This is a genomic window from Thauera sp. K11, from assembly GCF_002354895.1.
GTDB lineage: Bacteria > Pseudomonadota > Gammaproteobacteria > Burkholderiales > Rhodocyclaceae > Thauera > Thauera sinica.
On sequence record NZ_CP023439.1, the window covers coordinates 4889372 to 4915219 of the forward strand.

General features: G+C 70.7%; 27 protein-coding genes. 18 read left to right on the forward strand and 9 right to left on the reverse strand.

Features of this window, described 5'->3' with window-relative positions:
* Nucleotides 1–2: 2 nt before the first annotated feature.
* A complete protein-coding gene (hypA, locus tag CCZ27_RS21345; RefSeq protein WP_096452874.1) occupies nucleotides 3–344 on the reverse strand; it encodes a hydrogenase maturation nickel metallochaperone HypA in 342 nt (113 codons plus the stop codon).
* A gap of 157 nt (nucleotides 345–501) precedes the next feature.
* On the opposite strand from hypA, the gene CCZ27_RS21350 reads away from it, so the two are divergent.
* From CCZ27_RS21350 to CCZ27_RS21390, 9 genes are read left to right on the forward strand one after another with little or no spacing between them, the layout of a single operon-like run.
* Entirely contained in the window at nucleotides 502–2331 is a 1830-nt protein-coding gene (locus CCZ27_RS21350; RefSeq protein ID WP_096451593.1) for an NAD(P)H-dependent oxidoreductase subunit E, read from the forward strand.
* Nucleotides 2328–3044, forward strand: coding sequence for a 2Fe-2S iron-sulfur cluster-binding protein (locus tag CCZ27_RS21355; protein ID WP_096451595.1), 717 nt, complete (start codon nucleotides 2328–2330; stop codon nucleotides 3042–3044). Before CCZ27_RS21350 ends, CCZ27_RS21355 begins: the two co-directional genes overlap by 4 nt.
* Nucleotides 3041–3604: an NADH-quinone oxidoreductase subunit B family protein gene (locus CCZ27_RS21360; protein ID WP_096451597.1), complete on the forward strand. Its 564-nt coding sequence runs from the start codon at nucleotides 3041–3043 to the stop codon at nucleotides 3602–3604. Before CCZ27_RS21355 ends, CCZ27_RS21360 begins: the two co-directional genes overlap by 4 nt.
* Nucleotides 3605–3622: 18 nt before the next feature.
* A complete protein-coding gene (locus tag CCZ27_RS21365; protein ID WP_096451599.1) occupies nucleotides 3623–5089 on the forward strand; it encodes a Ni/Fe hydrogenase subunit alpha in 1467 nt (488 codons plus the stop codon).
* Nucleotides 5090–5111: 22 nt separating this feature from the next.
* Nucleotides 5112–5675 (forward strand): hydrogenase maturation protease, encoded by a 564-nt coding sequence (locus CCZ27_RS21370; protein ID WP_096451601.1) that lies wholly within the window; start codon nucleotides 5112–5114, stop codon nucleotides 5673–5675.
* 51 nt (nucleotides 5676–5726) lie between these two features.
* Complete coding sequence (locus CCZ27_RS21375) at nucleotides 5727–6827, forward strand: polyamine ABC transporter substrate-binding protein (RefSeq protein WP_096451603.1); 1101 nt, start codon at nucleotides 5727–5729, stop codon at nucleotides 6825–6827.
* Between the two features lie 43 nt (nucleotides 6828–6870).
* Nucleotides 6871–7974, forward strand: coding sequence for an ABC transporter ATP-binding protein (locus CCZ27_RS21380; RefSeq protein ID WP_096451605.1), 1104 nt, complete (start codon nucleotides 6871–6873; stop codon nucleotides 7972–7974).
* Nucleotides 7971–8918, forward strand: coding sequence for an ABC transporter permease (locus CCZ27_RS21385; protein WP_096451607.1), 948 nt, complete (start codon nucleotides 7971–7973; stop codon nucleotides 8916–8918). Before CCZ27_RS21380 ends, CCZ27_RS21385 begins: the two co-directional genes overlap by 4 nt.
* Nucleotides 8918–9754 carry an ABC transporter permease subunit gene (locus CCZ27_RS21390; RefSeq protein WP_096451609.1) on the forward strand — a complete coding sequence of 279 codons (837 nt, stop codon included), beginning with the start codon at nucleotides 8918–8920 and terminating at the stop codon, nucleotides 9752–9754. The genes CCZ27_RS21385 and CCZ27_RS21390 overlap by 1 nt, the downstream gene beginning before the upstream one ends.
* Before the next feature lie 6 nt (nucleotides 9755–9760).
* Here CCZ27_RS21390 and CCZ27_RS21395 read toward each other — a convergent pair whose 3' ends face one another.
* Together CCZ27_RS21395 and CCZ27_RS21400 are read right to left on the reverse strand one after the other, a co-directional pair.
* Entirely contained in the window at nucleotides 9761–10216 is a 456-nt protein-coding gene (locus CCZ27_RS21395) for a MarR family winged helix-turn-helix transcriptional regulator (protein ID WP_096451611.1), read from the reverse strand.
* A gap of 444 nt (nucleotides 10217–10660) precedes the next feature.
* Nucleotides 10661–11140 (reverse strand): CreA family protein, encoded by a 480-nt coding sequence (locus CCZ27_RS21400; RefSeq protein ID WP_096451613.1) that lies wholly within the window; start codon nucleotides 11138–11140, stop codon nucleotides 10661–10663.
* Between the two features lie 207 nt (nucleotides 11141–11347).
* Here CCZ27_RS21400 and CCZ27_RS21405 point away from each other — a divergent pair, with 207 nt between their 5' ends.
* The 5 genes from CCZ27_RS21405 (at nucleotide 11348) to CCZ27_RS21425 (ending at nucleotide 15069) form a co-directional block, all read left to right on the forward strand.
* The gene (locus CCZ27_RS21405; RefSeq protein ID WP_157748679.1) at nucleotides 11348–11722 is read left to right on the forward strand and encodes a hypothetical protein; all 375 of its coding nucleotides are present in this window, start codon (nucleotides 11348–11350) and stop codon (nucleotides 11720–11722) included.
* 22 nt (nucleotides 11723–11744) lie between these two features.
* Nucleotides 11745–12701 carry a hypothetical protein gene (locus tag CCZ27_RS21410; protein ID WP_096451617.1) on the forward strand — a complete coding sequence of 319 codons (957 nt, stop codon included), beginning with the start codon at nucleotides 11745–11747 and terminating at the stop codon, nucleotides 12699–12701.
* Nucleotides 12702–12789: 88 nt separating this feature from the next.
* The gene (locus tag CCZ27_RS21415; RefSeq protein WP_157748680.1) at nucleotides 12790–13707 is read left to right on the forward strand and encodes a peptidoglycan-binding domain-containing protein; all 918 of its coding nucleotides are present in this window, start codon (nucleotides 12790–12792) and stop codon (nucleotides 13705–13707) included.
* Between the two features lie 49 nt (nucleotides 13708–13756).
* Nucleotides 13757–14563 carry a peptidoglycan-binding protein gene (locus CCZ27_RS21420; RefSeq protein ID WP_232516486.1) on the forward strand — a complete coding sequence of 269 codons (807 nt, stop codon included), beginning with the start codon at nucleotides 13757–13759 and terminating at the stop codon, nucleotides 14561–14563.
* Nucleotides 14560–15069: a hypothetical protein gene (locus CCZ27_RS21425; RefSeq protein WP_096451621.1), complete on the forward strand. Its 510-nt coding sequence runs from the start codon at nucleotides 14560–14562 to the stop codon at nucleotides 15067–15069. The genes CCZ27_RS21420 and CCZ27_RS21425 overlap by 4 nt, the downstream gene beginning before the upstream one ends.
* A 119-nt stretch (nucleotides 15070–15188) precedes the next feature.
* Here CCZ27_RS21425 and CCZ27_RS21430 read toward each other — a convergent pair whose 3' ends face one another.
* Together CCZ27_RS21430 and CCZ27_RS21435 are read right to left on the reverse strand one after the other, a co-directional pair.
* Nucleotides 15189–17159 (reverse strand): tetratricopeptide repeat protein, encoded by a 1971-nt coding sequence (locus CCZ27_RS21430; protein WP_096451623.1) that lies wholly within the window; start codon nucleotides 17157–17159, stop codon nucleotides 15189–15191.
* An 81-nt stretch (nucleotides 17160–17240) separates the two neighbouring features.
* Nucleotides 17241–18170, reverse strand: coding sequence for a ketopantoate reductase family protein (locus tag CCZ27_RS21435; RefSeq protein ID WP_096451625.1), 930 nt, complete (start codon nucleotides 18168–18170; stop codon nucleotides 17241–17243).
* Nucleotides 18171–18344: 174 nt separating this feature from the next.
* Here CCZ27_RS21435 and CCZ27_RS21440 point away from each other — a divergent pair, with 174 nt between their 5' ends.
* Complete coding sequence (locus tag CCZ27_RS21440; protein WP_232516487.1) at nucleotides 18345–20834, forward strand: EAL domain-containing protein; 2490 nt, start codon at nucleotides 18345–18347, stop codon at nucleotides 20832–20834.
* 9 nt (nucleotides 20835–20843) lie between these two features.
* Here the strand turns inward: CCZ27_RS21440 and CCZ27_RS21445 are convergent, their stop codons facing one another.
* Both CCZ27_RS21445 and CCZ27_RS21450 read right to left on the reverse strand, forming a co-directional pair.
* Nucleotides 20844–21632, reverse strand: coding sequence for an EcsC family protein (locus CCZ27_RS21445; RefSeq protein WP_096451629.1), 789 nt, complete (start codon nucleotides 21630–21632; stop codon nucleotides 20844–20846).
* A 188-nt stretch (nucleotides 21633–21820) separates the two neighbouring features.
* On the reverse strand, nucleotides 21821–22489 hold the full coding sequence (locus CCZ27_RS21450) for a DsbA family oxidoreductase (RefSeq protein ID WP_096451631.1): 669 nt from the start codon (nucleotides 22487–22489) through the stop codon (nucleotides 21821–21823).
* A gap of 208 nt (nucleotides 22490–22697) precedes the next feature.
* Here CCZ27_RS21450 and CCZ27_RS21455 point away from each other — a divergent pair, with 208 nt between their 5' ends.
* The 3 genes from CCZ27_RS21455 (at nucleotide 22698) to CCZ27_RS21465 (ending at nucleotide 24000) form a co-directional block, all read left to right on the forward strand.
* Entirely contained in the window at nucleotides 22698–22862 is a 165-nt protein-coding gene (locus CCZ27_RS21455) for a DUF1328 domain-containing protein (protein WP_096451633.1), read from the forward strand.
* A 96-nt stretch (nucleotides 22863–22958) separates the two neighbouring features.
* Complete coding sequence (locus tag CCZ27_RS21460; RefSeq protein WP_096451635.1) at nucleotides 22959–23591, forward strand: response regulator; 633 nt, start codon at nucleotides 22959–22961, stop codon at nucleotides 23589–23591.
* A gap of 13 nt (nucleotides 23592–23604) precedes the next feature.
* A complete protein-coding gene (locus tag CCZ27_RS21465) occupies nucleotides 23605–24000 on the forward strand; it encodes a response regulator (protein WP_096451637.1) in 396 nt (131 codons plus the stop codon).
* Between the two features lie 13 nt (nucleotides 24001–24013).
* On the opposite strand, the gene CCZ27_RS21470 is transcribed toward CCZ27_RS21465, so the two are convergent.
* Nucleotides 24014–25387 carry a CHASE3 domain-containing protein gene (locus CCZ27_RS21470; RefSeq protein ID WP_096451639.1) on the reverse strand — a complete coding sequence of 458 codons (1374 nt, stop codon included), beginning with the start codon at nucleotides 25385–25387 and terminating at the stop codon, nucleotides 24014–24016.
* 140 nt (nucleotides 25388–25527) lie between these two features.
* The gene (locus CCZ27_RS21475) at nucleotides 25528–25839 is read right to left on the reverse strand and encodes a BON domain-containing protein (protein ID WP_096451641.1); all 312 of its coding nucleotides are present in this window, start codon (nucleotides 25837–25839) and stop codon (nucleotides 25528–25530) included.
* Nucleotides 25840–25848: the final 9 nt, after the last annotated feature.

Consider the following 25848-nt stretch of genomic DNA (forward strand, 5'->3'; position numbering starts at 1 on the left):
GTCTATTCGACGTCCAGGTCCCTGACCCGCAACTCGGTGCCGCGCAACACCCTGAGCGGGCGCGATTCGCATCGCGGACAGAGGTCGTAGAGGGTTTCCATTGCGGCGCGGATGCCGCACGCCGCGCATTCGCCCTCGCCCGGCACCGCGACGATGTCCAGCCTCGCCCCTTCGGCACAGGTGCCGAGGCTCGCGGACTCGAAGGCGAAGCGCAGCGCCTCGGCTTCGACGCAGGACAGCGCGCCGATCTCCATGCGCACGACCCGCACGCGGGTGAAGCGCTCGCGCCGGGCCGCGTCCTCGATCAGGCCCACCGCGCTTTCGGCCAGCGACAGTTCATGCATGGCAGTCTTCCCGATGGAGTCGCCGCATCCTTTGACGCAGGTCACAAGCCTGGCGGGAATCCGGTCGGCGACATTGTAATTCCGCATCGCAACACGGCAGAATCCTCATCGGGCCGATACCGACTCCGAGCGCATCCCTGGCTCACAGGAGGACAGCGTGGCAGCAGCGACGATCGAAACCGTTCTCGACCGGCACGCCCGGGATGGTACCCGGCTGGTGCAGATCCTGCGCGAGGTCCAGGACGCTCTGGGATGGCTGGCGCCCGACACGCTCACCGCCATCGCGCAGGGAGTAGGCCGGCCGCGCGCGCAGGTGGAAGGCACGGCGGGCTTCTACAGTTTCTTCCACACCCGTCCGCTCGGCGAGTACCGCCTCCTGTTCTCGGACAACATCACCGACCGCATGCTCGGCAGCCACGACCTGATGCGGTCCCTGTGCCACAAGCTGTGGCTGGAACCCGGCCGCGTGTCGGAGGACGGCCGGGTCAGCGTGGACACCACGTCTTGCACCGGCATGTGCGACCAGGGGCCGGCGCTGCTGGCCAACTACCGCGCCGTCACGCGGCTGACGCCCGAACGCATCGACGACATGGTCCACCTGATCCGCCGCCGCGTGTCGGTGGGGGACTGGCCGTCGGACTGGTTCCACGTCGACGACAACATCCGCCGCCGCGACGTGCTGCTCGATCATGGCCTGGCGCCCGGCGCGGCGCTGGCCGCGGCGCTGGACCGCGGCCCGGCCGGCCTGCTCGGCGAGATCGAACGCTCGGCGCTGCGCGGGCGCGGCGGCGCGGGCTTCGGCAGCGACATCAAGTGGCGCTCCTGCCGCGACGCCTGGGGCGACGCGCACTACGTGATCTGCAACGCCGACGAGGGCGAGCCCGGCACCTTCAAGGACCGCGTGCTGCTGAGCGCCTTCTTCGACATGGTGGTCGACGGCATGTGCATCGCCGGCTTCGCCATCGGCGCGAGCAAGGGCTTCATCTACCTGCGCGGCGAATACCGCTACCTGCTCGACCGGCTCGAGACGCGGCTCGCCCAGCGGCGCGAGGCCGGGCTGCTCGGACGCAACATCCTCGGCCGCGGCTTCACCTTCGACATCGAGATCCACCTCGGTGCCGGCGCCTACATCTGCGGCGAGGAATCCGCGCTCATCGAATCGCTCGAAGGCAAGCCGGGCAAGCCGCGCATCCGCCCGCCCTTCCCGGTGACGAACGGCTACCTCGGCCAGCCGACGACGGTGAACAACGTCGAGACGCTCGCGCTCGCCGCGCTGATCGCGGTGAAGGGGGGCGAATGGTTCCGCGCCATCGGCACGCCGGCCTCGACCGGCACCAAGCTGCTGTCGGTGTCGGGCGACGTGGAACGCCCGGGCATCTACGAATTCCCCTTCGGCGTGACCGTCGCCGAGGTGCTGCAGGCCGCCGGCGGCGTGGACACCCAGGCGGTGACCACTGCCGGCGCGGCCGGCTTCTGCCTGTCGGCCGGCGAGTTCGGCCGCCGCATCGCCTTCGAGGACGTGCCCACCGGCGGTTCGATCATGGTGTTCGGCCGCAGCCGCGACATGTTCGAGGTGGCGCGCAACTTCACCCGCTTCTTCGCGCACGAGAGCTGCGGCTTCTGCACCCCGTGCCGCGTCGGCACCGCGGTCAACGCGCGGCTGATGGACAAGCTCGCCCACGGCCGCGGCTCGCCCTACGACCTCGACGAGATGGAGAAGATGCACCGCCTGATGCAGGGCGCCAGCCATTGCGGCCTGGGCAACACCGCGACGATCGCGCTGCGCGACATGCTTGCCAGGTTCCGCCCCGCGTTCGAGCGCCGGCTGCATTCGCCCGACTACGAGCCGGCCTTCGACCTCGACGCCGCGCTGTCGCAGGCGCGGCAGATGACCGGCCGCGACGACGCCGGCGCCCATCTCACCGACAACCTGAGCGCGCAGCGCGCCGAGGCGCACGGCCAAGAACCCGGCGAGGCCCAGCCATGACCAGCAGCTTTCTTCTCGATGGCGAAGAAGTGCCATTCACGCCCGGACAGACGGTGATGCAGGCCGCCAGCGCCGCCGGCAAGTACATCCCGCACCTGTGCTGGCATCCGGATTTCAGCGCGCACGGCTCGTGCAAGCTGTGCACCGTCAGGATCGGCGGGCGTTTCGCCACCGCCTGTACGGTGCGTGCCGCGGACGGGCAGGAAGTCGAGAACCGCAGCGAGGAACTCACCGGAAAGCGGCGCACGCTGCTGCAGCTGCTGTTCGTCGAGGGCAACCATTTCTGCCCGTCCTGCGAGAAGAGCGGCAACTGCGTGCTGCAGGCCACCGCCTACGAGATGGGCATGCTGAGCCCGCATTTCGACCACTTCTACCCCGACCGCCCGGTCGACGCCTCGCACCCCGACGTGCTGCTCGACTTCAACCGCTGCATCCTGTGCGAACTGTGCGTGCGCGCCAGCCGCGAGGCCGACGGCAAGGACGTGTTCGCGCTGTCGGGCCGCGGCGCCGGGTCGCACCTGATCGTCAACAGCGAGAGCGGGCGCCTGGCCGACACCGACTTCGCCGTCACCGACCGTGCCGCCGGGGTCTGTCCGGTGGGCGTGATCCTGAAGAAGCGGGTGGGCTTCGCGGTGCCGATCGGACAGCGCGAATACGACGCACAGCCGATCTCGCAGGTGGCGGTCGCGCACGCGAAGGAGGAAGGGCAATGAGCACCGCGACTGCGGCGCAGCCGCGCAAGCTGAAGGTCGCGACGGTGTCGCTGGCCGGCTGCTTCGGCTGCCACATGTCCTTCCTCGACATCGACGAGCGCCTGCTGCCGCTGCTCGAACTGGTCGAGTTCGACCGCTCGCCGATCACCGACATCAAGCACTGCGGGCCGTGCGACATCGGCCTCATCGAAGGCGGCGTATGCAACGCCGAGAACGTGCACGTGCTGCGCGAATTCCGCGCCAACTGCAAGGTGCTGGTCGCGCTCGGCGCCTGCGCCGTCAATGGCGGCCTGCCGGCGCAGCGCAACCACCTGCAACTGGCCGACATCCTGCAGGAGGTGTATCGCACCGGCCACGGGCTCGCCGAAGGCAGCCGCATCCCGGACGACCCCGAGCTGCCGCTGCCGCTGAACCAGGTGCACCCGGTGCACGAGGTGGTGAAGATCGACTACTTCCTGCCCGGCTGCCCGCCGTCCGGCGATGCGATCTGGGCCTTCCTCGGCGACCTCGTCGCCGGCAGGGAGCCCGCTCCGGGCCACGGCCTGCTGCACTACGACTGATCCGTCCGCGAGATTGCCATGAGCTTCGAACTCGAAACCGCCGCAGCCGCCCGCGACAGCCTGCGCCGCGTCGCCATCGACCCCGTGTCCCGCGTCGAAGGCCACGGCAAGGTCACGCTGCTGCTCGACGAGGACGACAAGGTGCACCAGGTGCGCCTGCACATCGTCGAGTTCCGCGGCTTCGAACGCTTCATCCAGGGCCGGCCCTACTGGGAAGTGCCGGTCATGGTGCAGCGCCTGTGCGGCATCTGCCCGGTGTCGCACCACCTGGCGGCGAGCAAGGCGCTGGACGTCATCGTCGGCGCCGACCGCCTGACCCCCACCGCGGAAAAGATGCGCCGGCTGATGCACTACGGCCAGATCCTGCAGTCCCACGCGCTGCACTTCTTCCACCTGTCCTCGCCCGACCTGCTGTTCGGCTTCGACTCCGAGGTCGCGCGGCGCAACATCGTCGGCGTCGCCGCGAAATATCCCGACATCGCGAAGAAGGGCATCCTGCTGCGCAAGTACGGCCAGGAGGTGATCCGGCACACCGCCGGCAAGCGGGTGCATGGCACCGGCTCGGTGCCCGGCGGCGTCAACCGCGCGCTGACCGGCGCCGAGCGGACGGAACTGCTCGAGGACGCCTACCGGATGATTGCCTGGAGCCGCGACGCGGTGCGGATCATCCGCGAACTGCACGAGCAGAACCCGGCGCTGTACGACGGCTTCGGCGCCTGCCCCTCCAATTTCATGGGCATGGTCGCACCCGACGGCAGCCTGGACCTCTACCACGGCGGGCTGCGCGCCAAGGACGCCGGCGGCAACATCCTCTTCGACCACGTCGACTACCAGACCTACGACCGGCTCATCACCGAGGAGGTCAAACCCTGGAGCTACATGAAGTTCCCGTACTTCACCGCGCTCGGCCCCGAGCGCGGCTGGTACAAGGTGGGCCCGCTGGCCCGCGTGCAGAACTGCGACGGCATCCCCACCCCCTTCGCCGAGCACGAACGCCGCGAATTCGCCGCCTACGCCGGCGGCGGGCCGATGCATGCCACGCTCGGCTTCCACTGGGCGCGCATGATCGAGATGCTGTTCGCCGCCGAAACGATCAAGGAGCTGCTGCACGACGACGACCTCGAAGGCACCGACCTGGTGGTCGCCGGCGAACGCCGCCGCGAGGGCGTGGGCGTCATCGAGGCGCCGCGCGGCACGCTGTTCCACCACTACCAGGTGGGCGACGACGATCTGGTGACGATGGCCAACCTCATCGTCTCCACCACCAACAACAACCAGGCGATGAACACCGCGGTGCGCGAGGTGGCCAAGAAGTACCTCGACGGCAGGGAGATCACCGAGGGCCTGCTGAACCACATCGAAGTCGCGATCCGCGCCTTCGACCCCTGCCTGTCGTGCGCCACCCACGCGCTCGGCAGCATGCCGCTGGAAGTCGTGCTGCTCGACGCCGAAGGCCGCGAACTCGACCGCAGGTACAAGCACTGACGAGCAGCGGCACGCACCTCCGATGAAACCCGGCACGCTGGTCTTCTCCTGGGGCAACCCCAGCCGCGGCGACGACGCCCTCGGCCCGCTGTTCGCCGAAGCCATCGAGGCGCTGCGGCTTCCCGGCGTCGAATGCCTCACCGACTTCCAGCTCCAGGTCGAGCACGCGCTGGACCTCGCCGGCCGCCGCCGCGTGCTGTTCGTCGATGCCTCGATGGAAGCGGCCGCCCCCTTCAGCGTGGCCCCGCTGCTGCCGCGGCGCGACGCCAGCTTCACCACGCACGCGATGACACCCGCGGCGATTCTGCAGGTCTATGCCGACACGCAGGCCGGCGAACCGCCGCCGGCCTGGCTGCTGGGCATCCGGGGCGAACGATGGGAACTGGGCCAGGCCATCTCCCCCGCCGCAAGGAACAATCTCGCCGCCGCCATCGAATGGACCCGCACATGGCTGGCCGGAGACGCGGCGGGGCTTCGTGGAGCGGGCGAGGACTGTCCGAGCGACCGCAGGGAGCGAGTTCCGCAGCCCGACGGAACGAAGCCCCGCCGCGTCTCCGGCGGATCGTCCGCGCCGCCGCCCGCCTGACGACCGCATGCGCGCCGCGACAAACGCAGGCGCGCAAGGAGTGAGGAAAAAATGACCCTGCCCCGCACCGCGCTCCGCCTTCTCCTTGCCGTCTCGCTCGCCGCCGCGAGCCTTTCCGCCGGCGCCGAAGAGCCCCGGCTCAACGTCTACAACTGGAACGACTACATCGCCCGCGACACCATTCCATCCTTCCAGAAAGCCACCGGCATCGCCGTCAAGTACGACCTCTACGACAGCAATGCCACGCTGCAGGGCAAGCTGCTCACCGGCCAGAGCGGCTACGACGTCGTCTACCCCAGCGTCGAATACGCCGGCCGGCAGATCCAGGCCGGCATCTTCCAGCCGCTCGACAAGGCCAGGCTCCCCAATCTCGCCCACCTCGACCCCGTCGTCCTGAAGGCCGTCGAGGCCGCCGATCCCGGCAACCGCTACCTCGTCCCCTACATGTGGTACACCACCGGCGTCGCCATCAACGAAGACAAGGTGGAAAAGGCCCTCGGCGGCAAGCTCCCCGACGACGCCTGGGACCTGCTGTTCGATCCTGCCGTCGCCGCCCGCCTCGAAGGCTGCGGCATCGCCCTGATGGACGAGGCGAGCGACGTCGTCCCCGCCGCGATGATCTACGCCGGCAAGGACACCGCGAAGATGGACCCGGCCGACATCCGCGCCGCCATCGACCGCCTCATGCCCGTGCGCAAGTACATCCGCACCTTCATCACCGCCCCCATCGACCAGATGGCCAAGGGCAGCCTGTGCGCGGCGATGATGTTCTCCGGCGACGCCATGATCGCCGCCCGCCGCGCCGCCGAATCCGGCACCGGCGCGCGCATCCGCTACTTCATCCCCAGGCCGGGCGCGATGATGTCGATAGACGTCATGGCCATCCCGCGCGACGCCAGCCACGTCGGCAACGCCCATGCCTGGATCAACGCCATGCTCGACCCCGCGGTGATCGCGCGCATTTCCAACGAAACCTTCTACATCAGCGCCAACCGCGCCGCGCTGCCGCTGATGTCCAGGACGCTGACCGAGGACCCGATGATCAACGTCCCCGACGAGGTCAAGCGCACGCTGCGCGCCAAGCCGGTGCTCGGCAAGGACGTGCAGCGCGAGATGACGCAGGCGCTGGGGCGCTTCAAGAGCGCGCGCTAGACTCGGGCCTGCGCGAACGGGCGCGGCGGGGCAGGGGAGCAGGGTGGCCGCAGACGACCGGGATTCCACCTATCTTCGCATCGAGGGCGTCAGCAAGCGCTTCGACGACACGCTCGCGGTCGACGGCGTCACGCTGGCGGTCCGGCGGCAGGAGATCTTCGCGCTGCTCGGCAGCTCGGGCTGCGGCAAGAGCACCCTGCTGCGCATGATCGCCGGCCTCGAACGCCCGAGCGGCGGGCGCATCGTGCTCGACGGCGAGGACCTGGCCGCCATCCCCGCCTTCCGCCGGCCGACCAACATGATGTTCCAGTCCTACGCGCTGTTCCCGCACATGAGCGCCGCCGGCAACGTCGCCTTCAGCCTGCGCCAGGAACGGCCGCGGCTGTCGCGCGTGCAGATCGCCGCGCGCGTGGCCGAGATGCTGGAACTGGTGCAGATGCAGCGCTACGCCGCGCGCAAGCCGCACGAACTCTCCGGCGGCCAGCAGCAGCGCGTGGCGCTGGCGCGCAGCCTGGCGAGGGAGCCCAAGCTGCTGCTGCTCGACGAACCGCTTGCCGCGCTGGACAAGCAGATCCGCCAGCACACCCGGCTCGAACTGGTGAGCCTGATCCGCCGCGTCGGCGTCACCTGCATCCTCGTCACCCACGACCAGGAAGAGGCGATGGCCATGGCCGGGCGCATCGGCATCATGTCCGAAGGCAGGCTGCTCCAGGTCGGCGCGCCCGACGAGATCTACGAACATCCGCGCTGCCGCTTCGCCGCCGAATTCATCGGCGAGACCAATCTGTTCCATGGCCGGATCGAAGACGGCCGGCTGGCCGGCAGCGACTTCCCGGTGCCGCTGGCGATCGACGCTGGCGGCGCGCCGCCGCCGGGGGCCGAGGCGTGGCTGTCGGTGCGGCCGGAGCGGGTGGTGCTCGGCCGCCACCCGCCTCCGGCGGACGGCGGGGCGCCGCTCAACGCCGCGCAGGCGGACGTCGCCGAGATCGCCTACCTCGGCAGCCATTCGATCTATCACCTGCGGCTGCATGGCGGGCGCGGCATGATCGCCAGCGTGCCCGGCGTCGGCCGGGGCGAGGCGCCGGCGCGCGGCGAGGCGGTCTGGGTGTGGTGGCGGGCGCCCGACGGCGTGGTGCTGACGCAATGAACGGCCGCCGCTTCCTGCCGGGCGGCCGCTTCTGGGTCGGCTGCCTGCCGTGGGCCTGGATGCTGCTGTTCTTCCTGCTGCCCTTCGTGCTGATCGTCAATGTCAGCCTGTCGACGCCCGACCTCGCGGTGCCGCCCTACGTGCCCCCGTTCTCGCTGGAGCCGGTGCAGGGCGAGCCGGCCTTCCATCCCGACTTCGGCAGCTACCGCCGGCTCGGCGACGAGCTTGCCGCGCTCGCCGCGCCCGGCGCCGATCTGCAGTACCTGCGCGCGTTCGGCAACTCGCTGCTGCTCGCGGCGCTGACCACCCTGTGCTGCCTGCTCGTCGGCTACCCCTTCGCCTACCACATCGCCCGCTCGCGCGAGGCCGCGCGCGGCACGCTGCTGATGCTGGTCATGCTGCCGTTCTGGACGTCCTTCCTGCTGCGCGTGTATGCATGGATGGGGCTGCTCGACAGCAGCGAGGCGGGCCTTATCAACCAGTTGCTGCTCGCCCTCGGCGTGGTCGAGGCGCCGCTGCAACTGCTCTACAACAGGGGCGCGGTGCTGGCCGGCATGGTCTACAGCTACCTGCCCTTCATGGTGCTGCCGCTGTACGCCAACCTGGTGAAGCTGGACGTGCGCCTGCTGGAGGCGGCGCGCGACCTCGGCGCGCGGCCGTGGACCGCCTTCGTGTCGATCACGCTGCCGCTGTCGTGGCGGGGCATCGTCGCCGGCTCGATGATGGTCTTCATCCCGGCGGTGGGAGAGTTCGTGATCCCGGACCTGCTCGGCGGCGGCGGGGTGCTGATGATAGGGCGCCGCATCTGGGACGATTTCGGCCCCAACCAGGACTGGCCGATGGCGGCGGCCGTCGCGGTGGTGATGGTGCTGATGCTGATCGTGCCCGTCATGCTCGCCCACCGCCACGGCCAGGGTGGGGGTGGGCCGGAGGCGGGGCCGTGATGCACGCCGACGGCGACGGGCGCTGGGGCGCGCGGGCGTGGCTGCTGCTGGTCTATGCCTTCCTGTACGCCCCCATCCTGTGCCTGGTGGTGTTCTCCTTCACCGCCGGAGAGATCACCACCCGGCTCGACGGCGTGTCGCTGCGCTGGTACGCGGCGCTCCTGGACGACCGCGAGCTTGCCGCCGCGGTGCTGCTGTCGCTGCGGGTCGGCGCGCTGGCGGCGAGCGCCGCGGTGGTCGTCGGCACCGCCGCGGCGGTGGTGCTGGCGCGCTTTGCGCCCCGCTTCGGCGGCTTCCTCGCCGGCATGACCACCGCGCCGATGGTGATGCCCGAAGTGGTGGTCGGGCTTTCGCTGGTGCTGCTGTTCACCCATCCGGCGCTGCAGCCGGTGCTCGGCGGACGCGGCGTGGCGGCGATCTGGGCGGCGCACACCACGCTGTGCGCGGCCTACGTGACGGTGCTGGTGCGGTCGCGGCTGCGCGAGATGGACCGCGCGCTGGAAGAAGCCGCGCTCGATCTCGGCTGCCCGCCGGCGAAGGTCTTCTTCGTCATCACCGTGCCGGTGATCGCGCCGGCGCTGGTGGCCGGCTGGCTGCTGGCCTTCACGCTGTCGATGGACGACTTCGTGCTCGCCGCGATGCTGTCCGACCCCGGCAGCACGACCCTGCCGGTGCTGGTGTTCGCGCGCCTGCACCACGGCCTGAAGCCGGAGATCAATGCGCTGGCGACGGTGATCGTGGCGGCGGTGTCGGTCGCGGTGCTGGTGGCCAACCGCGTCATGCAGCGCGCGCAGTCGCACCGGCGCGCGGCCATGCATGCCGCGCTGCGCACCTGAGGCGCATCACTTCTGCCTGTCGCGTTGCTTCCAGTTCTCGATCGACGCCAGCAACTGGTCGAGCATCCCGTGCAGCCGCGTCCATTCCTGATCGCTGAAGTCGGCGAACAGCTCCGCTTCCAGGCCGCGGCCGATGCGTTCGCCCTCGTACCAGGCGCGCATGCCCGCTTCGGTGAGCGTCAGGCACTGCTGGCGGTTGTCCTGCGCGTTGGCGCAGCGCGAGATCAGGCCCCGGCCTTCGAGGTAGGAGATGTTCTTGGACAGCAGCGTCTTGTCCAGCACCAGGCGGTTGCCGAGGTCGGTCGCGGTGATGCCGGGAAAGTCATGCACCAGCCGCAGCACGCGCAGTTCGCGCACGCCCAGGTCCAGGGCCTTCTTGTAGTGGGCATTGCCCAGCTTCATCAGGATCGTCTTGATCAGGTCGAGCTTGTAGGTCAGGTACGGCGCTTCGTTCTTTTTCATCGATGTCTGAAGGCGGGTCTGTCCTGCGGTGGGAATGCGCACCGGGTCTGCAACGCCCGATCCGGTGAACGGTTGCAGTATGTACCAGTCGACAGGGTGCAGCCAGCGCCCGGCGCAGGGCGATCGCATGAGTGCGCGGAATCCGGTCCGGTGGCGGGGATGCGTTCCGTCGGGCCGTGGAATTCGGGCGCGCTTCGTCCGGGGGTTGGGCGGTCTTCGACCGTTCGGCGTGTCTCTCGAATCCGGTCTGGTGGCGGGGGATGCGTTCCGCGGGCTGCGGAACTCGCCCTCGCTGCGCTCGGTGCTCGGACAGTCCTCGCCCGCTCCACGCATCTCCCGCCACCAGACCTACCGTGTCGCGCCATCCGGGCCGATGAAGAGACGTCGTGCGATCGCCCTGGCGCCCGGTCTGGACGGAGCGCCTGTGCAGGGCGCAGCCGCCGCTCAGGACCCCGCGGCCGGCCGCGCGCCCCAGGGCATCACCGGCACCGTCGAGATCGCGTTGGCGGGGGCGCCCTCGATGATCCTGCGGCTGATCGCCAGGTACACCAGCGTGCGGTTGGCCTCGTCCCACATGCGCACGATGCGCGTTTCCTTGAACAGCAGCGAGGTGCCCTCCGAGAACACCACCTCGTCCTTCGGCAGCTTCGCCGGCAGCGTGATCGGGCCGGTCTGGCGGCAGGCCAGCGAGAACTGCGACGGGTCCTGCGCCAGCCCGAACGAGCCCTTCACGCCGCCGGTGCGCGCCTGGCTCACATGGCAGGTCACGCCGGGCACCTTGGGGTCGGCGAAGGCTTCGACGCACACGCGGTGATTGGCGCCGATCAGCTTCCACGCGGTGGTGACGCAGCCGACCTCGACGGCGGCGGCGGGCAGGGAGGCGGATAGCAGGAGGGCAAGCGTGCCCCAGGCGGATGGCTTCATGGCCGGTCGGGTCTCCAGCGCTGCGAAAACGCGATGGTAGCCGGTCGCGGGCCCGAAATGGCTGGCGCATGGGCGAAAGGCGGCACGGTCCCGACGCGGCATCTTGCAAATGATGCGGCCTGTGCTAGACCACATCCATCAGGCGCGATCGTCATCGGTCATATGACGAAGAGCGTACCCGGCCCCTGTCTGCGAGGTGCAACCGGAATGTGTGCCGCATCGGTCGGGTCGAGGCGCTCGGGCGCCGCGCTGCGGATGGGCGCGACGGTGCTCGTGCTTGCCGGCTGCACGACCGTTCGCATCGAATCCGCGCTCGATCCGGCTGCCGTCAGGGTGGAGCGTCATTGGGGCGTGCTCGCCGTGGACGTGCCGGGCGCCATGCAGTCGTACGTTGCCGACATCACGTCGGTCGGCTTTTCGCACGGTCCATTCGGCTGGACGGCGGGTTATGCGAGGCACGGCTGGGCGGCGCTCGGCAACGAGTGCCGGCTGGTCGTCTGGGTCGCTGCCCGCGAACACCTCGAGGCGGTCCGTGCGCTGGCGAATGCCAACGCGGGGCTGTGCGCCGTGCCGGCGCCCTAGACGCGAACAGGAGACCGATCCGATGCGTGCATTTTCCAGAACGTTCGGATGTGCCGCCCCGCTCATCCTGTGTGCATGCACCACGGCGCCGTCGCCGCCGCTTTTCTTCGGCGAACTGGTGACGATGGGCATCACCATCGGCACCGGCGCCGGCACGCAGGGGGTGGATTTCACCCTGGGTTACAAGGATCAGGACGTGGCCGTGGTGCCGGTCGGCGCGGTCAGCCACGGCAAGGGACAGGCGGTGACCGCTCATACGAAAGACGGTCCCGGCGCCGAATGGGATGCGCTGTCCGTGTTCGGCCAGTTCGAAGGGCAGGGCGCCCAGCCTGCCGGCGACAGCGGCCCGGGCACCCGCAAGGTGGCACTCGGGCGCTTCTTCGCCACCGGCCTCGCGGCGACGAACCTCGCCGAGGCTTACCACGACGGATGGACGGGGCGGCCGCCGGCGGAGGCGGGGATGGCACCGGAGATGCCGTCCCGCAGCGTTTCCGGGCCGGCGAAGACTCCTGCCGGGCCGGCCGGCGGAACGGGCGCGGAAGCGCAGGCGGAGGCCGGCTCGTCGCAGCCCCAGCCGGGCACCGGCGGCGAGGTGTATGTGCCGCCGCTGGTCTTTGCGCAGACCAATACCCTGGGCCTCGGCATTTCGACATCGGTGGCGGAGCAGGGGGTGCAGTTCAGCCTTGGTTATACCGGGCGGGACATCGCCTTCGTGCCGGTCATGATCCGCTCCGCCGACGGTTCGTCCGAGCGGCTGGGCGGCCGCCACCGCGGGCGGGCGCAGGCGCCCGAATACGAAGACGATGCGCTCTCGGTCTTCGGCCAGTTCAAGGTCGATACCGCGACCGAGGCGGTGCAGTTCGGCCTGCGGCGCTTCTTCACCACCGGGATGGCGGCGCGCCGGCTGACCGAGGGATTCAAGGCCGTCATCGCGCGCGATCTTCAGGCCGGGCAGGGCGGTGCTGCGGGCGGCCGCTGACGGATGACGGCATGCGCCGGACCGCGGCGCACGGATCATTGCCCGTCGGCGCGGTGCCGCCGGGCGGGGCATGAAGCAAGGAGGAATCATGGCAACGAAATCCCGAAGCCGGGTGAAGGCAGCAGGCGGGGCTGGCAGCGGCGGAGTGCAGGAAGGTGCGCCCTCCGCGGCGACCGAGGCAGCGTTTGCGGAAGACATGCCGTTCGCGGACGACATGCCGTTTGCGGATGACATGGCATTTTCGGCGTTCGCACCCGCCGGGGCAGGATCGAGTGCCCTGCTTGCGCCGATCGTGCGCCGCGGCGGGCGCGAAGTCACCGGTGAGGACGTGCTCGTCCTCGCGCGGCGGCATATCGGCGAAACCTACAAGCTGGGGGCGCGTGCGCCGATGGCGAACTCCGGCTGGAAGGGGCCGTGGGATTGTGCCGAGTTCGTGTCCTGGTGCGTGTTCCAGGCGTCGGGAATCCTCTTCGGCACGCAGCCGCGCAACGACCCGGTGCGTGCCGATGCCTTCACCGGCTTCTGGGCGGAGCAGGCGCGCGAAGCCCGCTGCACGGTGCGCGTCGCAGAGGCGGCGGTGATTCCGGGCGCCATCCTGCTGCGTTTTCCGCGGCCGGGGGCGATCGGCCACATCGTGTTCTGCGATGGACGCGGCGGCACGGTCGAGGCGCACAGCAGCAAGACCGGCGTCATCGCCCATACGATCAGTGCCCGCCGCTGGGACGCGGGCGTTCTCGTGCCCGGCATCCGCTATTTCCGCTCCGGCGATCCGGTGCGGGTGCCGGCGCCGGCCGGCATCATCCGGCTGACCGAGCCGATGACCAAGTCGGACGTGGTCGAGAAGATCCAGCGCCGCCTGGCGAAGCTCGGTTTCGCGCCGGGGAAGGCCGACGGCGTCTATGGTCCGCAGACCGCGGACGCGGTGAAGCAATTCCAGGCCGATCGCGGCCTGGTGGTGGACGGCGAGGTCGGTCCGGATACGTTCGCCGCGCTGGACCTTGCCTGATGCGGGCGGTCGTGCGCAGGCGCCCATACCCCTACCGGAGGCGGACGGAATGCGAACACTGGAACTGATTCTGGACGGCGAGCTGATGCAGGGCGACGACGTCAAGGCGCTGCAGCAGGCATTGGCCGACAGGGGTTTTTCGCCCGGCCGCATCGACAGCGTTTTCGGCGCCGCGACCGATGCGGCGGTGCGCGCTTTCCAGCGCAGCGAGGGCGATCTGCTGGTGGATGGGCAGGCCGGGCCGCGCACCCGGGCACGGCTCGGCCTTGCGCGGGATGCGGCCTTGCCGTCGGTGGCCGACGAGGTCACGCCGCTGATCGTCGCCCGCATGCTGCCGGACGCGCCGATCGACAACATCAAGGCCAATCTCGGGTCGGTGCTCGATGGCCTGCGGCACTTCGGACTGACGGACAAGACCATGGTGCTGATGGCGCTCGCCACCATCGCAGCGGAAACGGCGGGTTTCGAACCCCTGGACGAATTCCGTTCCCGCTTCAATACTTCGCCCGGCGGCCATCCCTTCGACCTGTACGACAATCGCCGCGACCTCGGCAACCGGGGGGCGCCGGATGGTGCGCGCTACAAGGGTCGCGGCTACATCCAGTTGACCGGGCGCAGCAACTACGGGGTCATCGGGGCGACGATAGGCGTGGACCTGGAAGGGCATCCGGACAGGGCCAACGAGGCGGCGACCGCGGGGCTCATCCTCGCCTGCTATCTCAAGGACAGGGAATTGAAGATCAAGTCGGCCATCATCGAACGCGACTTCGCCCGCGCGCGACGCCAGGTGAATGGCGGCACGCACGGCCTGGGCAACTTCCAGACGGCCTATCTGCGCGGGGAAAAGCTGATTTGAAGCAAGGCGCGAGTTCCGGCATTGCCTCGTTCGCTCTGCTGCTGGCGCTGCCGGCATGCGCGGCGGGCACCCCGGCATCGGCTTCGTGCGGGGAAGGCGAACGCATCGTGTTCGCCTGCCGCAGCGGGACGAAGCACATCGCATTGTGCGAAAGCCCTGCCGGCGGCGAGCAGCCCGGCGTGCTGCAATACCGGATCGGCAGGCCGGGGTCGCCGCCGGAGATGGTCTACCCCGGAGCGGGCGATGCTTCCCCGGCCTTCTCGACCGGCATCGCGACGCTTGCCGGCGGCGGGGGCGCGTGGGTCGAGTTCGCCCGGCCGCCCTATCGTTACGTCGTCTTCTCCTTCTGGCTGCAGGGCAGCGGCGAAACGGCCGGCGTCGCAGTCGAGCGCGGCGGCAGGCGGCGCGCGACCCTGCGCTGCCGGGCGGGAGTGCGATCCGAACTCGGCCGCGACTATTTCGCTGCCGCGCGCCTTCCTGCGTCGGAGCGGGATTTCCTTCCCTGACCGCGTCGACGCGGCGGATCGGATGTCGCAAGCCGCGCGGCGGCGAGCAGGCGCAGCAGTCCGGAAAAACGTACGGCAAGAGCGCAGGTTCGGCCCCGCCTTCGGCCGCATGCGCGCCGCTACCACAGCGTGCGGGTGTCGAGCCAGGTGACGCGCCCGGTGCGGCGCTTCACTTCGCGGTACATGTGCGCGGTGCCGCCGGGGCCGTCGCCGCCTTCGCCGTTCCACAGGCAGATGAAGCGCACCTTGTCGATGCCCCACGCCAGCGCGGTGTAGAGCAGCCACAGGTTGCAGCGCTCGAACGGGTCGGCGCGCCCGTCGCCGCCGGTGCGCGGCGGCGGGCCCAGCTCGACGGGCATGATGCGCGGCGGGTCCTGCAGGCCGCCGCGGATCGCGTAGTAGCGGTCGCGCCACTGCTGGCCGCCGGCGGAGGGCAGCACCGAGCGGTCGATGAACTCGGGCTCGTCCAGCGGCAGCATCAGGTGCAGCCGCAGGCCGCGCGCCCTGCATGCCTCGAGGAACAGGATGTCGCCGCCGCTGGCGCCCTGGGTCAGCGCCAGGTCGCCCGGCCCGGCGCCGAGGGCGTCGAGCGCTCTGGCGATCCCTTGCGCGGCGATGCTCTCCTTGCCGGTCGGGAAGCGCGGCACCGGGCGGCGCGGGTCGTCGATCATGTGGCCGCTGAACAGGAACACCTGGCACGGCTCGAAGGGCGGCGTGCTGCGCGCGATCTCGCGGTCGAGGATCTCCAGCGCGGCCGCCGTCTCCGCCGGGCGGAACTCGAGGTCGCGCAGCAGGCGCAGTGTCTGGCGGCTGGAGTCGAGCGCGAACCAGTCGCGGTTCGCCGCGGCGACGGCGGTGCCGTACGCCTCGCGCACGGTGGCGAGCGGATCGACCAGCAGGCACAGCTCGGCATGGCTCGCGCGCGCCCAGTAGTCCTTGTGGTCGCGCTCCTGTGCCGTCAGCGCAGCCCACAGCACGCCGCCGGCCAGGTTGCCGATCACCGTGTCGCTGGCCTTGCCGCCGAGATGGCGGCGCAGCAGGTTGAGCGTGAGCGCGTTGATGCCGGAGAAATGATGCGACGGGTCGGCGATGAAGGCCCTGTGATAGGGCGCGATCGCCTCGGCCAGCGCCGCATCCTCGCCGGCGGCGGCGGTGCGCAGCTCGGTGCCGGAGGTGCCGTCGCGGCGCCAGCGGGCGATCCAGTTGTCCTTTTCCACGCGGCCGAGCAGCGCCCACACCTCGGGATCGGCGGGGAAGTCCTCGGTGAGGCGGTGCACCCATTCGCTCGCCTCCTCGTAGCGGCCCAGGCGGCCGAGGCAGACGACCTTCTTCTCGCGCGCCCGCTTGCACGAAGGGTCGAGTTCCAGCGCATCCTCGAACTGCTCCAGGGCGAAGTCATGGTGGCGCAGCTTGAGCAGCGCCTCGCCGGCGGTGATCTTGGCCTCGACGCGCAGCGCCCGCGTCGGCGTCTCGTCGGCCAGCACCAGGATGTCGCCGGGGCGCAGCTTGCGGCGCGCGATCTCGGTGCGGCCCGCCCACTCGCGATAGGCGGCATTGAAGGCGTTGGCCTGCGCCAGCAGCAGCGTCTTCCAGTCCGGTTCGCGCAGGTTGGGCAGCAGGCCATAGACCGGGCTGACGCGCTCGCCGGTCCATTCGCTCTGCGTGGCGCGCGCCATCGCGGCGAGCGCGCGGCGATCGGCTTCCAGGCTGGCCGGATCGGGTGCGCCGTCCTGCAGCGCGTAGTGCAGCTTGCGGTCGGTGTAGGTGTCGAAGGGCTGCGTCGGCCGCGGCCCCTGCACCAGGATCACGCCGCGCGCGCGCAGTGCATGGCGCACGCCGAGTTCGTACCAGACGTTGGGGTTGTCCAGCGTCAGGTCGGCGACCACCAGGTCGGACATCAGCAGTTCCTGGAACATGTCGGTGCGGATGTCGCCGGCGCGCTGCTCGCGGTCGGCGCGGAACACCTCGAAGCCCGCCTCCGCCAGCGCCGGCGCGATGTATTCGTCGTAGACGCGGTTGAAGTCGATCGGCCGGCCGTCGGGGCCGGGCTTGGTGCCGAAGGGCATGGCGACGAAGGCGTGGGGTTTCATGCGTGATCTCCCGCGGGTTCGCGGCCTGGAAGCGGCGGCATGCCGCCCGATACGTTCAGCATAGACGCGATTGCGCGCGCGTCATCCGCGCTCCAGCAGTTTCACCAGCGTGAATACCGCCTGGTGCACGGGCACCGCGACGCCGCGGCGGGCCGCCATGGCGAGCAGCATGCCGGTGATGGCGTCGATCTCGGTGCGCCGGCCGGCGAGCACGTCCTGCAGCATGCTGGCGCGGTTGGTGCCGGTGGCGCGGGCCACCTCGGCGACGCGCGCATGGGCGGCGGCCTCGTCCAGCGCCAGCCCTTCGGCGCGCAGCAGCGGCCAGGCTTCGTCCACCAGCGCATCGAGGCAGGCGCGAAAGGGCGGATCGAGCAGGGCGCCGTTGGGTACGCGGAACAGCGCGGCGAGCGGATTGATCGCCAGATTCACCAGCAGCTTGGCCAGCCGGGCGGCGGCGATGCCGGGCTCCACGCGGGCACGGAAGCCGGCGCGCGACAGCAGGCCGGCGACCGCTTCGAAACCCGGCGGCACCAGCGTTTCGCCGGCCCCCGACGGGGTGACGCGGTCGCCGTCGCGAAAGGCGCCCTCGGTGGTGATGCCCTGCGCCACGAGCGCCACGCCGCCCGCGCCGCCGCAGTGCGCGCGCAGCACGTCCTCGGTGAGCCCGTTCTGCAGCGACAGCACGCCGCGCGGGCGCATGGCCGCGGCGAGGCGGGCGGCGTCGGCCGTGTCCGCGGCCTTCACCAGCACGATCACCCACTCCGCCTCGGGCAGGGCGTCGGGGCCGTGGGCCTCGGCACGGTAGAGCATGTCGCCGACGTAGATGCCGGCGCGCAGTTGCGCAGCGCGCTGCGCGGTGCGCGCGACGACCGCCACCGGCCCGCCGCGGGCGAGCCGGGCGGCGAAGTGCAGCCCCAGCGCGCCGGCACCGACGATGGCGAGCGGAAACCGCGTTTGCGCCGCGGCGCGGGGCGGGCTGGCGGAGGCGGCGGACGATGGCAAACGGTTCATTTGTATCGGGATTTGTTGAAAGGCGGGCGTTCTCTTAGAATTCCGTACCCAGTCTGGGCCGCGACGATGCGTTCGCTCGCGGCCCTTCGCTTTGCGCCCGGTCCGCCGCCCACCCAATATCCTAGCCCGCCGATGTCCGATTCCGACCCCTCGCCTGCCAGTTTCGAGAGTGCAATGTCGCTGCCCGCCGGCAATGCCGATCTGACGCTGGGCGAGATCGTCCGTCCGGACATCCTCGAATGTTCCCCCGACGTGTCGCTGCGCGACGCCGCGCGCAGGATGAGCGAGGCGCGGGTCAGTTCCATCCTGGTCGTCGACGATGACGAGGTGGTCGGCATCTGGACCGAGCGCGACGCGCTGCGGGTCGACTTCACCGACGCGGTCGCGTTCGACACGCCGATCGCGCATGCCATGAGCGCCCCGGTGCGCACGGTGCCGCGCTCCATCACCCTGCACGAACTGACGCTGCGCTTTCGCGAGGAACACCTGCGCCACTACCTGGTGGTGGACGAGGCCGGGCGGCGCTGCGGCGTGGTGTCGCAGACCGACGTGGTGATGAACCAGGGCATCGAGCATTATCTGAAGCTGCGCAAGGTCGATTCCTTGCTCAAGGGGCGCCTGGTACCCCTGCCGCGCACCGCGCCGTTGTCCGAAGCCGCGCGCCGCATGCGCGAGGGCGGCGTCGATGCGGTGGTGGTGGCCTACGGCGAAGGGGAATACGGCATCCTCACCGAGCGCGACGTCACCCGGCTGGTGGCCGCCGGCACCACCGACCGTCCGGTGGATGGGCTTGCCAGCCGTCCGCTGGTGACGGTCACCGCGCATACCAGCCTGTACCGGGTGCGCTGCCTGCTGGCCGAGCGCCGCATGCGCCACGTCGGCGTCGTGGGCGAGGACGGCGTGCCGGTCGACCTGATCAACTTCAGCGACATCCTCACCGGCATGGAGCTGGTCTATGTGCACGAGCTGCAGCACGCGCTGGCCGAGCGCGATCGCGCGCTGAACGCCTCGCAGCGCAACCTCTACCTAGCCGAGAAGGTCATCGAGAATTCGCTCGAGGGCATCCTGATCACCGATGCCGACGCGCGCATCATGTCGGTGAACCCGGCCTTCACCCGGCTCACCGGCTATACCGCCGAGGAAGTCATCGGCCGCAATCCTTCGCTGCTCAGTTCCGGCCGGCAGAGCAAGGCGTTCTACGCACGCATGTGGGAGAGCATCAAGGCCGACGGCTGCTGGCAGGGCGAGGTGTGGAACCGGCGCAAGAACGGCGAGGTGTTCCCCGAGTTCCTGACGATCAACGCCATCACCGACCACGATGGCCGCCTGACCAACTACGCGGCGCTGTTCAGCGACATCTCCGAGGTCAAGCAGAACGAACAGCGCATCCGCGACCTCGCCTACTTCGACCCGCTCACCGGCCTGCCCAACCGCCGCCTGCTCGACGATCGCCTGCAGGTGGAGCTGGCGCATGCCAGCCGGCAGCACGGCCGGGTGGCGGTGATGTTCGTCGACCTCGACCGCTTCAAGCGCATCAACGACAGCCTCGGCCACGAGGTGGGCGACCAGTTGCTGGTGGAGGTCGCGCGCCGCCTGTGCGGCTGCCTGCGCGAGGACGACACCGTGGCGCGCATGGGCGGCGACGAGTTCGTCATCGTCATGAGCGATGCCGACGGCCCGGAGGGCGCGGCCCATGCCGCCGGCCGCATGGCGGCGGCCCTGCGCCGCCCCATCGTCGTCGACGGGCGCGAACTGGTGGTCACCTGCAGCATCGGCATCAGCTTCTATCCGGACGACGGCGAGGACTCCGGCACGCTGATCAAGAACGCCGACGTCGCGATGTACCGCGCCAAGGCCGAGGGGCGCAACGCCTTCCAGCTCTACCAGCCGGCGATGAACGCCCGCTCGCTCGAACACCTCGCGCTCGAGGCGGCGCTGCACCGCGCCCTGCCGGCCGGCGAGCTGCTGCTGCACTACCAGCCCATCGTCAGTGTCGCCGGCTGCCACACGGTCGCTGCCGAGGCGCTGCTGCGCTGGCGCCATCCCGACCTCGGCCTGGTGTCGCCGGCGGATTTCATCCCGATCGCCGAGGACACCGGGCTCATCGTGCCGATCGGCGAATGGGTGCTGCGCACCGCCTGCGAGCAGCACCGCGCGTGGAGTGCCGCCGGCCGGCCGCCGGTGCGCATGATGGTGAACATCTCCGCGCGCCAGTTCCGCGACCACGACTTCATCGACATGGTGCGCCGCGTGCTGCGCGAGACCGGCATGGTGCCGGGCCTGCTGACGCTGGAACTGACCGAAAGCATCCTGATGGACGACACCTGCCAGGGCATCGCGCTGCTCGAGGAACTGCGCATGCTGGGCCTGCGGGTGGCGCTGGACGACTTCGGCACCGGCTACTCGTCGCTCGGCTACCTCAAGCGCTTCCCGATCGACGAACTGAAGATCGACCGCCTGTTCGTGCGCGACATCGACCGCAACCCGCGCGACGCCGCGCTTGCCGCCGCGATCATCTCGATCGGCCACAGCCTGGGCCTGCGCGTGATCGGCGAGGGCGTGGAGACGGCGGCCCAGTTCGACATGCTGGCGGCGCGCGGCTGCGACCTCATGCAAGGCTTCCACTTCAGCCCGCCGGTCGCGGCGGAAGCGTTTCCGGCGTAAGCGCGGGCTTCAGCGCGGCACCGCCTCCAGGTAGGCGTCGCGCACCGCGTCGGCGCCGTAGCGCCGCTCCAGGCGGCGGACGGTGAAATGGCCGCGGCTGACGCTTTGGAAGTGGTCCATGAAGATCAGGTTGATCGACGCCCCGGCGGCCGCGCCAATGCCCGGCACCAGCATGCCGGCCGCCTTCTGCGTCAGTTGCACCTTGTAGCGCGCCGCCACCATCGAGATGAGGCGCAGCAGCGCCGGCGCCCCCTCCTGCGCCAGGCCCTTCTGCGCGAGATGGCGGGCGGCCTCGGAGACCGCGCCGGCCAGCGCCGCGCGCATCGCGTAGTAGCCGGATTCCGCCGCATCGTCGGCATCGCTGCGGCCGCCGAGCGCGAACACTTCCAGCGCCGCCAGCCGCGTCGCCGGATCGGCGGGGACCTCGCCCTCGCCGCGCGCGGTGTCGAGGATGGTGCGCATGATCAGCACCGTGGACAGCGGGATCTCGACGCCCAGCCCGGCCAGCCCGAAGGCGCCGCCCACGCCGCCGCTGAGCGTGCCGAGCGCCTTGTGCAGGCGCGGGGACGCCGCCCGCGGCGAGGCGTCCAGCGTCTTCGCGGCGGCGTCCATGGCATGGCCGAGGGCGTCGTGCGCCGCCGTGGCGATGCGCGTGCGCCAGCCCGCCGGCAGCCGCGCCATGCCCTTTTCGAGCGGGCTGCCGACGAAGCCGCTCAGGCGCGCGGCGAGGCTCGGTCGTTCCAGGAGGGTGCGCGCATCGGACAGTGCGCGCAGGTCGGCGATTTCCATGTTCGTCATGCAAGGGTCGATGCTTCAGCCGGATTCGATCGCCGCCGCCGCCGTTGGTTGCACGCCGGCCAGCCTGCGGGCGAACCGTTCGACAGGCTGCGGAGCAGGCCCACGCCGACGCAGCCGGTCGAGAACGGCGGCGTCGGCGGTGCCGCATGCGCCCACCGCCATCTCCACCCCGGCGGCGCGTTGCCGCCTCAGGACGGCTTGCCCGTCTCCAGCGACTGCAGGATTGCCGCGCCCAGCACCGCGGCGGACTGGGCGCCCGACACCGCGAGCTTGCGGTTCAGGATGAAGAAGGGCACGCCCTGGATGCCCTGGCTGCGGATGCCGTCGGCCATGCGCTGCACCTTGTCGGTGTCCTGCCCGCCGTCGAGGTAGGCGAGCACCGCGTCGCGCCTGTCGCCGCAGGCGGCGGCGAGGTCGGCCAGCGTGGCGCTGTCGCCGATGTCCTGGCCCTGCTGGAAGTGGGCGGAGAACAGCGCACCGGCCAATGCCTGCACCTTGCCCTGCGCCCAGCCCAGCGATTGCGCGCGGTAGCACAGGCGATGGGCCTTCAGCGTGCTGGGGCGGGTGCGGATGCGGTCGAAGGCGAAGGCCAGGCCGTCCGGCGCGGCGGCGTCGGCGACGCGGGCGAGCACTTCGTCGGCCTGCCGCGCGCCGCCGAACTTGGCCTCGAGGAAGGCGCGGTAGGGCTCGCCCGCGGGCGGCGTGTCCGGATTGAGGAAGAAGGGCAGCCAGTTGATGCGCGCCTCGATGTCCGGCCGCGACGCCTTCAGCTCGGCCAGCGCCCGGTCGAGGCGGGTCTTGCCGAGGAAGCACCAGGGGCAGACGAAGTCGGAAACGAGGTCGATGTCGAGGATCATGGCGTGCGCCGTACGGGATATGTGAAGGTCCATAGGCTAGCGGAAAACCCGGCCCGTCGCCGTGCCGTGTCGGAATCGTCCGACGCCGGTTTCGGACGCGGCCGATGGGGCCGCCGCGGCGATGCGCCTACAGTGGAATCAGGCACCGGCGGGCCGTCCCGCGTCACCGCGGGACGGCCCGCCGGTGCCATCGACCAAGGAGACGATCATGCTGCACTACGCCGTCGTGTTCTTCATCATCGCCATCATCGCCGCCGTGTTCGGCTTCGGCGGCATCGCCGCCGGCGCGGCGGGCATCGCCAAGATCCTGTTCGCGCTGTTCCTGGTGCTGGCGGTGGTAACCTTCCTGATCAACATCGCGCGCGGCCGATGACGGTCCGCACCGGCGGTCCCGCCCGCGCACGGCGCGCCGGGCGGCCTGCCCCGTCGCCGCGCCGCGGACGGCGGGCCCTGCCGTGACGGAGTTCCCATGTTGCATGTCGCCATCGTCGATGATCACCAGATCGTGCGCGCGGGGTTCCGCGAACTGCTCGCCGAGGAGTTCGACTTCCGCGTGTCCTTCGAGGCCGCGTCGGGCGAAGAGGCGATGGCGCGGCTGCGCGAGGGCGGCACGGACGTGCTGCTGCTCGATCTGTCGCTGCCCGGGCTGAGCGGGGTGGACGTGCTGCGCGCCGCCCGCCAGCGCCATCCGGCGCTGCGCATCGTGGTGCTGAGCGGCTTTCCGGAAGAGCGCTATGCGCTGGCGATGATCCGCAACGGCGCCGACGGCTACTTGTGCAAGGACTGCGAACGCGAGCAACTGGTGCAGGCGATCCGCACCGTGGCGCAGGGGCGCCGCTACCTGTCGCCGCGCACCGCCGAACTGCTGGCCGAGGAACTGGCGGGCGGCGGCGGCGCGCCGCACGAGCGCCTGTCGGACCGCGAGCTGCAGGTCTTCCTGCGCCTGGCGGGCGGCGGCTCGGTGTCCGACATCGCCGATACGCTGCACCTGAGCGTGAAGACGGTGAGCACCTACCGCACCCGCCTGCTGGAGAAGCTGGGCGTGGCGAGCAATGCCGAGCTGGCCGCGTATGCGCTGCGCCACGGCCTGCTCGTGGAGTGAGGCGGAGGGGCGCATGGACGATGCCCGCCCTGCCCTGCGCATCGTGCTGATCGAGGATTCACCCAAGCTGCGCGCGCTGTTGCGCGGCATGCTGGGCGAACTGCCGGGCGTCGAGGTCGTCGCCGATGCCGACGACGAACACGGCGCGCTCGCCAGGCTGGAGCAGCACCGCGCCGATCTCGCCATCGTCGATCTGGAACTGCGCGAAGGCAGCGGGATGGGCGTGCTGCGCGCACTGCAGGCCGAGCCGCTGCGCTTCGGCCGGCCGCGCGCGGTGGTGCTGTCGAACCATGGCCACGAGGCGGTGCGCGCACGCTGCGAGAAGCTCGGCGTGGAGCGCTTCTTCGACAAATCCTTCCAGATGGACGAACTGCTCGACTACATCGAGGACGCGGTCGCCGGCCGCTGACGGGCGCGGGTGCTCAGGCCGGGCGCGGAATCCGCGCCTCGATCACCGTGCCCCGCCCCGGCGCGCTGTCGACCCGCAGCCTGCCCGACAGCATCTGCACGCGGTGGGCGATGCCGGCCAGGCCATGGCGCGCGCGGCCGAGCCGTGCAGGGTCGAAGCCGACGCCGTCGTCGGCGATGCGCAGCACGATCGCGCCGGGCTCGACCCGCATCGCCAGCGTCGCCCGGGTCGCCCGCGCGTGGCGGCGCACGTTGGTCAGTGCTTCCTGCGCGATGCGGAACAGGGCGAGCGCGGTGTCGGCGGGCAGCTCGGGCGCCTGTTCCGGCAGGTCGAGATCGAGGCGGCCGTCGTGGTCGCCGATCGCGGCCGAATCGGCCAGCGAGCGCAGCGCCTCGACCAGCCCGAGATCGGCCAGCAGCGGCGGGCGCAGGTCGTTCACCACCTTGCGCTTGATCGCGATGCCCTGGTTCAGCGTGTCGAGCAGGCGGTCGAAGCGTTCGCGCAGCGGCTCCATCACTGCGGCCGGAAGCTTGCGCGCGATCCACCCCGCATCGAGCTTGGCCGCGGTCATCAGCGCGCCGAGTTCGTCGTGCAGCTCGCGCGCCAGCCGCGCCTGCTCCCGTTCCCGGGTGTCGGTCAGGTAGGTGGCGAGGCTGCTCAGCTCGGTGGTGCGCTGCTCCACCTCGGCGTGCAGGCGCTCGTTCTCGGAATGCAGCATTCCGGCCAGTTGCTCGCGCAGCAGGCTCTGGCGGTACAGCGCCACGAGCAGTGCCAGCAGCAGCGCGAGCACGCCGGCGCCCAGCACCAGGTTGAGCCGGTGCACGCTGCCGAAGCGGGCCAGCGACGTTTCCAGCGACTGGTCGATCTCCGCCAGCGCGGCGCCGCGCAATGCGTCGGCGATGCGGCGGATGTCATCCATCGCCTGCTTGCCGGGCCCGTCCGCCGGCGCCTCGGCGCCGGGGTTCGCGCCTTGTCCTCCTTGTCCTTGTTCAACGCCGCGCGCGAGCGCGGCCAGCTTCCCGTCGATCCGCGCGGCGAGTTCGGCCAGCCGGGCGCGCTGTGCTTCGCCGTGCCAGTCGTCGGCACGCAGCGCGCCCAGCGTTTCCACCACGCGGGCATGGCCGTCCCGGTAGCGGCCGAGGTATGCCGGATCGCGGCTCAGCAGGTAGCCGCGCACGCTGCTCTCGGCGTCGAGCAGTTGCAGCAGCAGGGTGTCTAGATGGTGCACGCGCTCGGCGTCGGTGCGCAGGCGTTCGAGTGCGGCGCGGCTGGAGGTCGATTGCCATTGGCTCGACGCGAGCCAGGCCAGGCCGAGGATGAGGCTTGCCGCGAGCAGCAGCGGCAACGCGCGCCGCAGGCGCGGGGGGTGGGAGGGTTCCGGCGGCATGGGTGCGTCCTCGGTCGCCGGCGGCCGGCGCAGCCCGGTCGTCGGCGTGGATCGACACTGCGTGCCTGCGGCCGTGCGCGGCGCGTGCACGTGCGAAAGGGGGACGGCGGACCGTCCCCCGCGGCGGCGAAGGCTGCCGGCTACGGGCGGACCACGACGTCGTTCTTGACGCCCTTCACGCCCGGGGTGCCGCGCGCGATCTTCTCGGCCTGGTTCTTCTCGGCCGCGCTCTTGGCGAAGCCGGAGAGCTGCACCGTGCCGCGCAGTGTCTCGACGTTGATCGCCATCGCGCTGACGGCCGGGTCCTCGGCGAACTTGGCCTTCACGCGCGTGGTGATGGTGGCGTCGTCGACATATTCGCCGACGGTCGACTGGTCGCGGGTGATGGCGCAGCCGGCCGCGGTGAAGGCGAGCAGGCCGGACAGGGCGAGGGTGGCGGCGGTGTGTTTCATGTCGGGCTC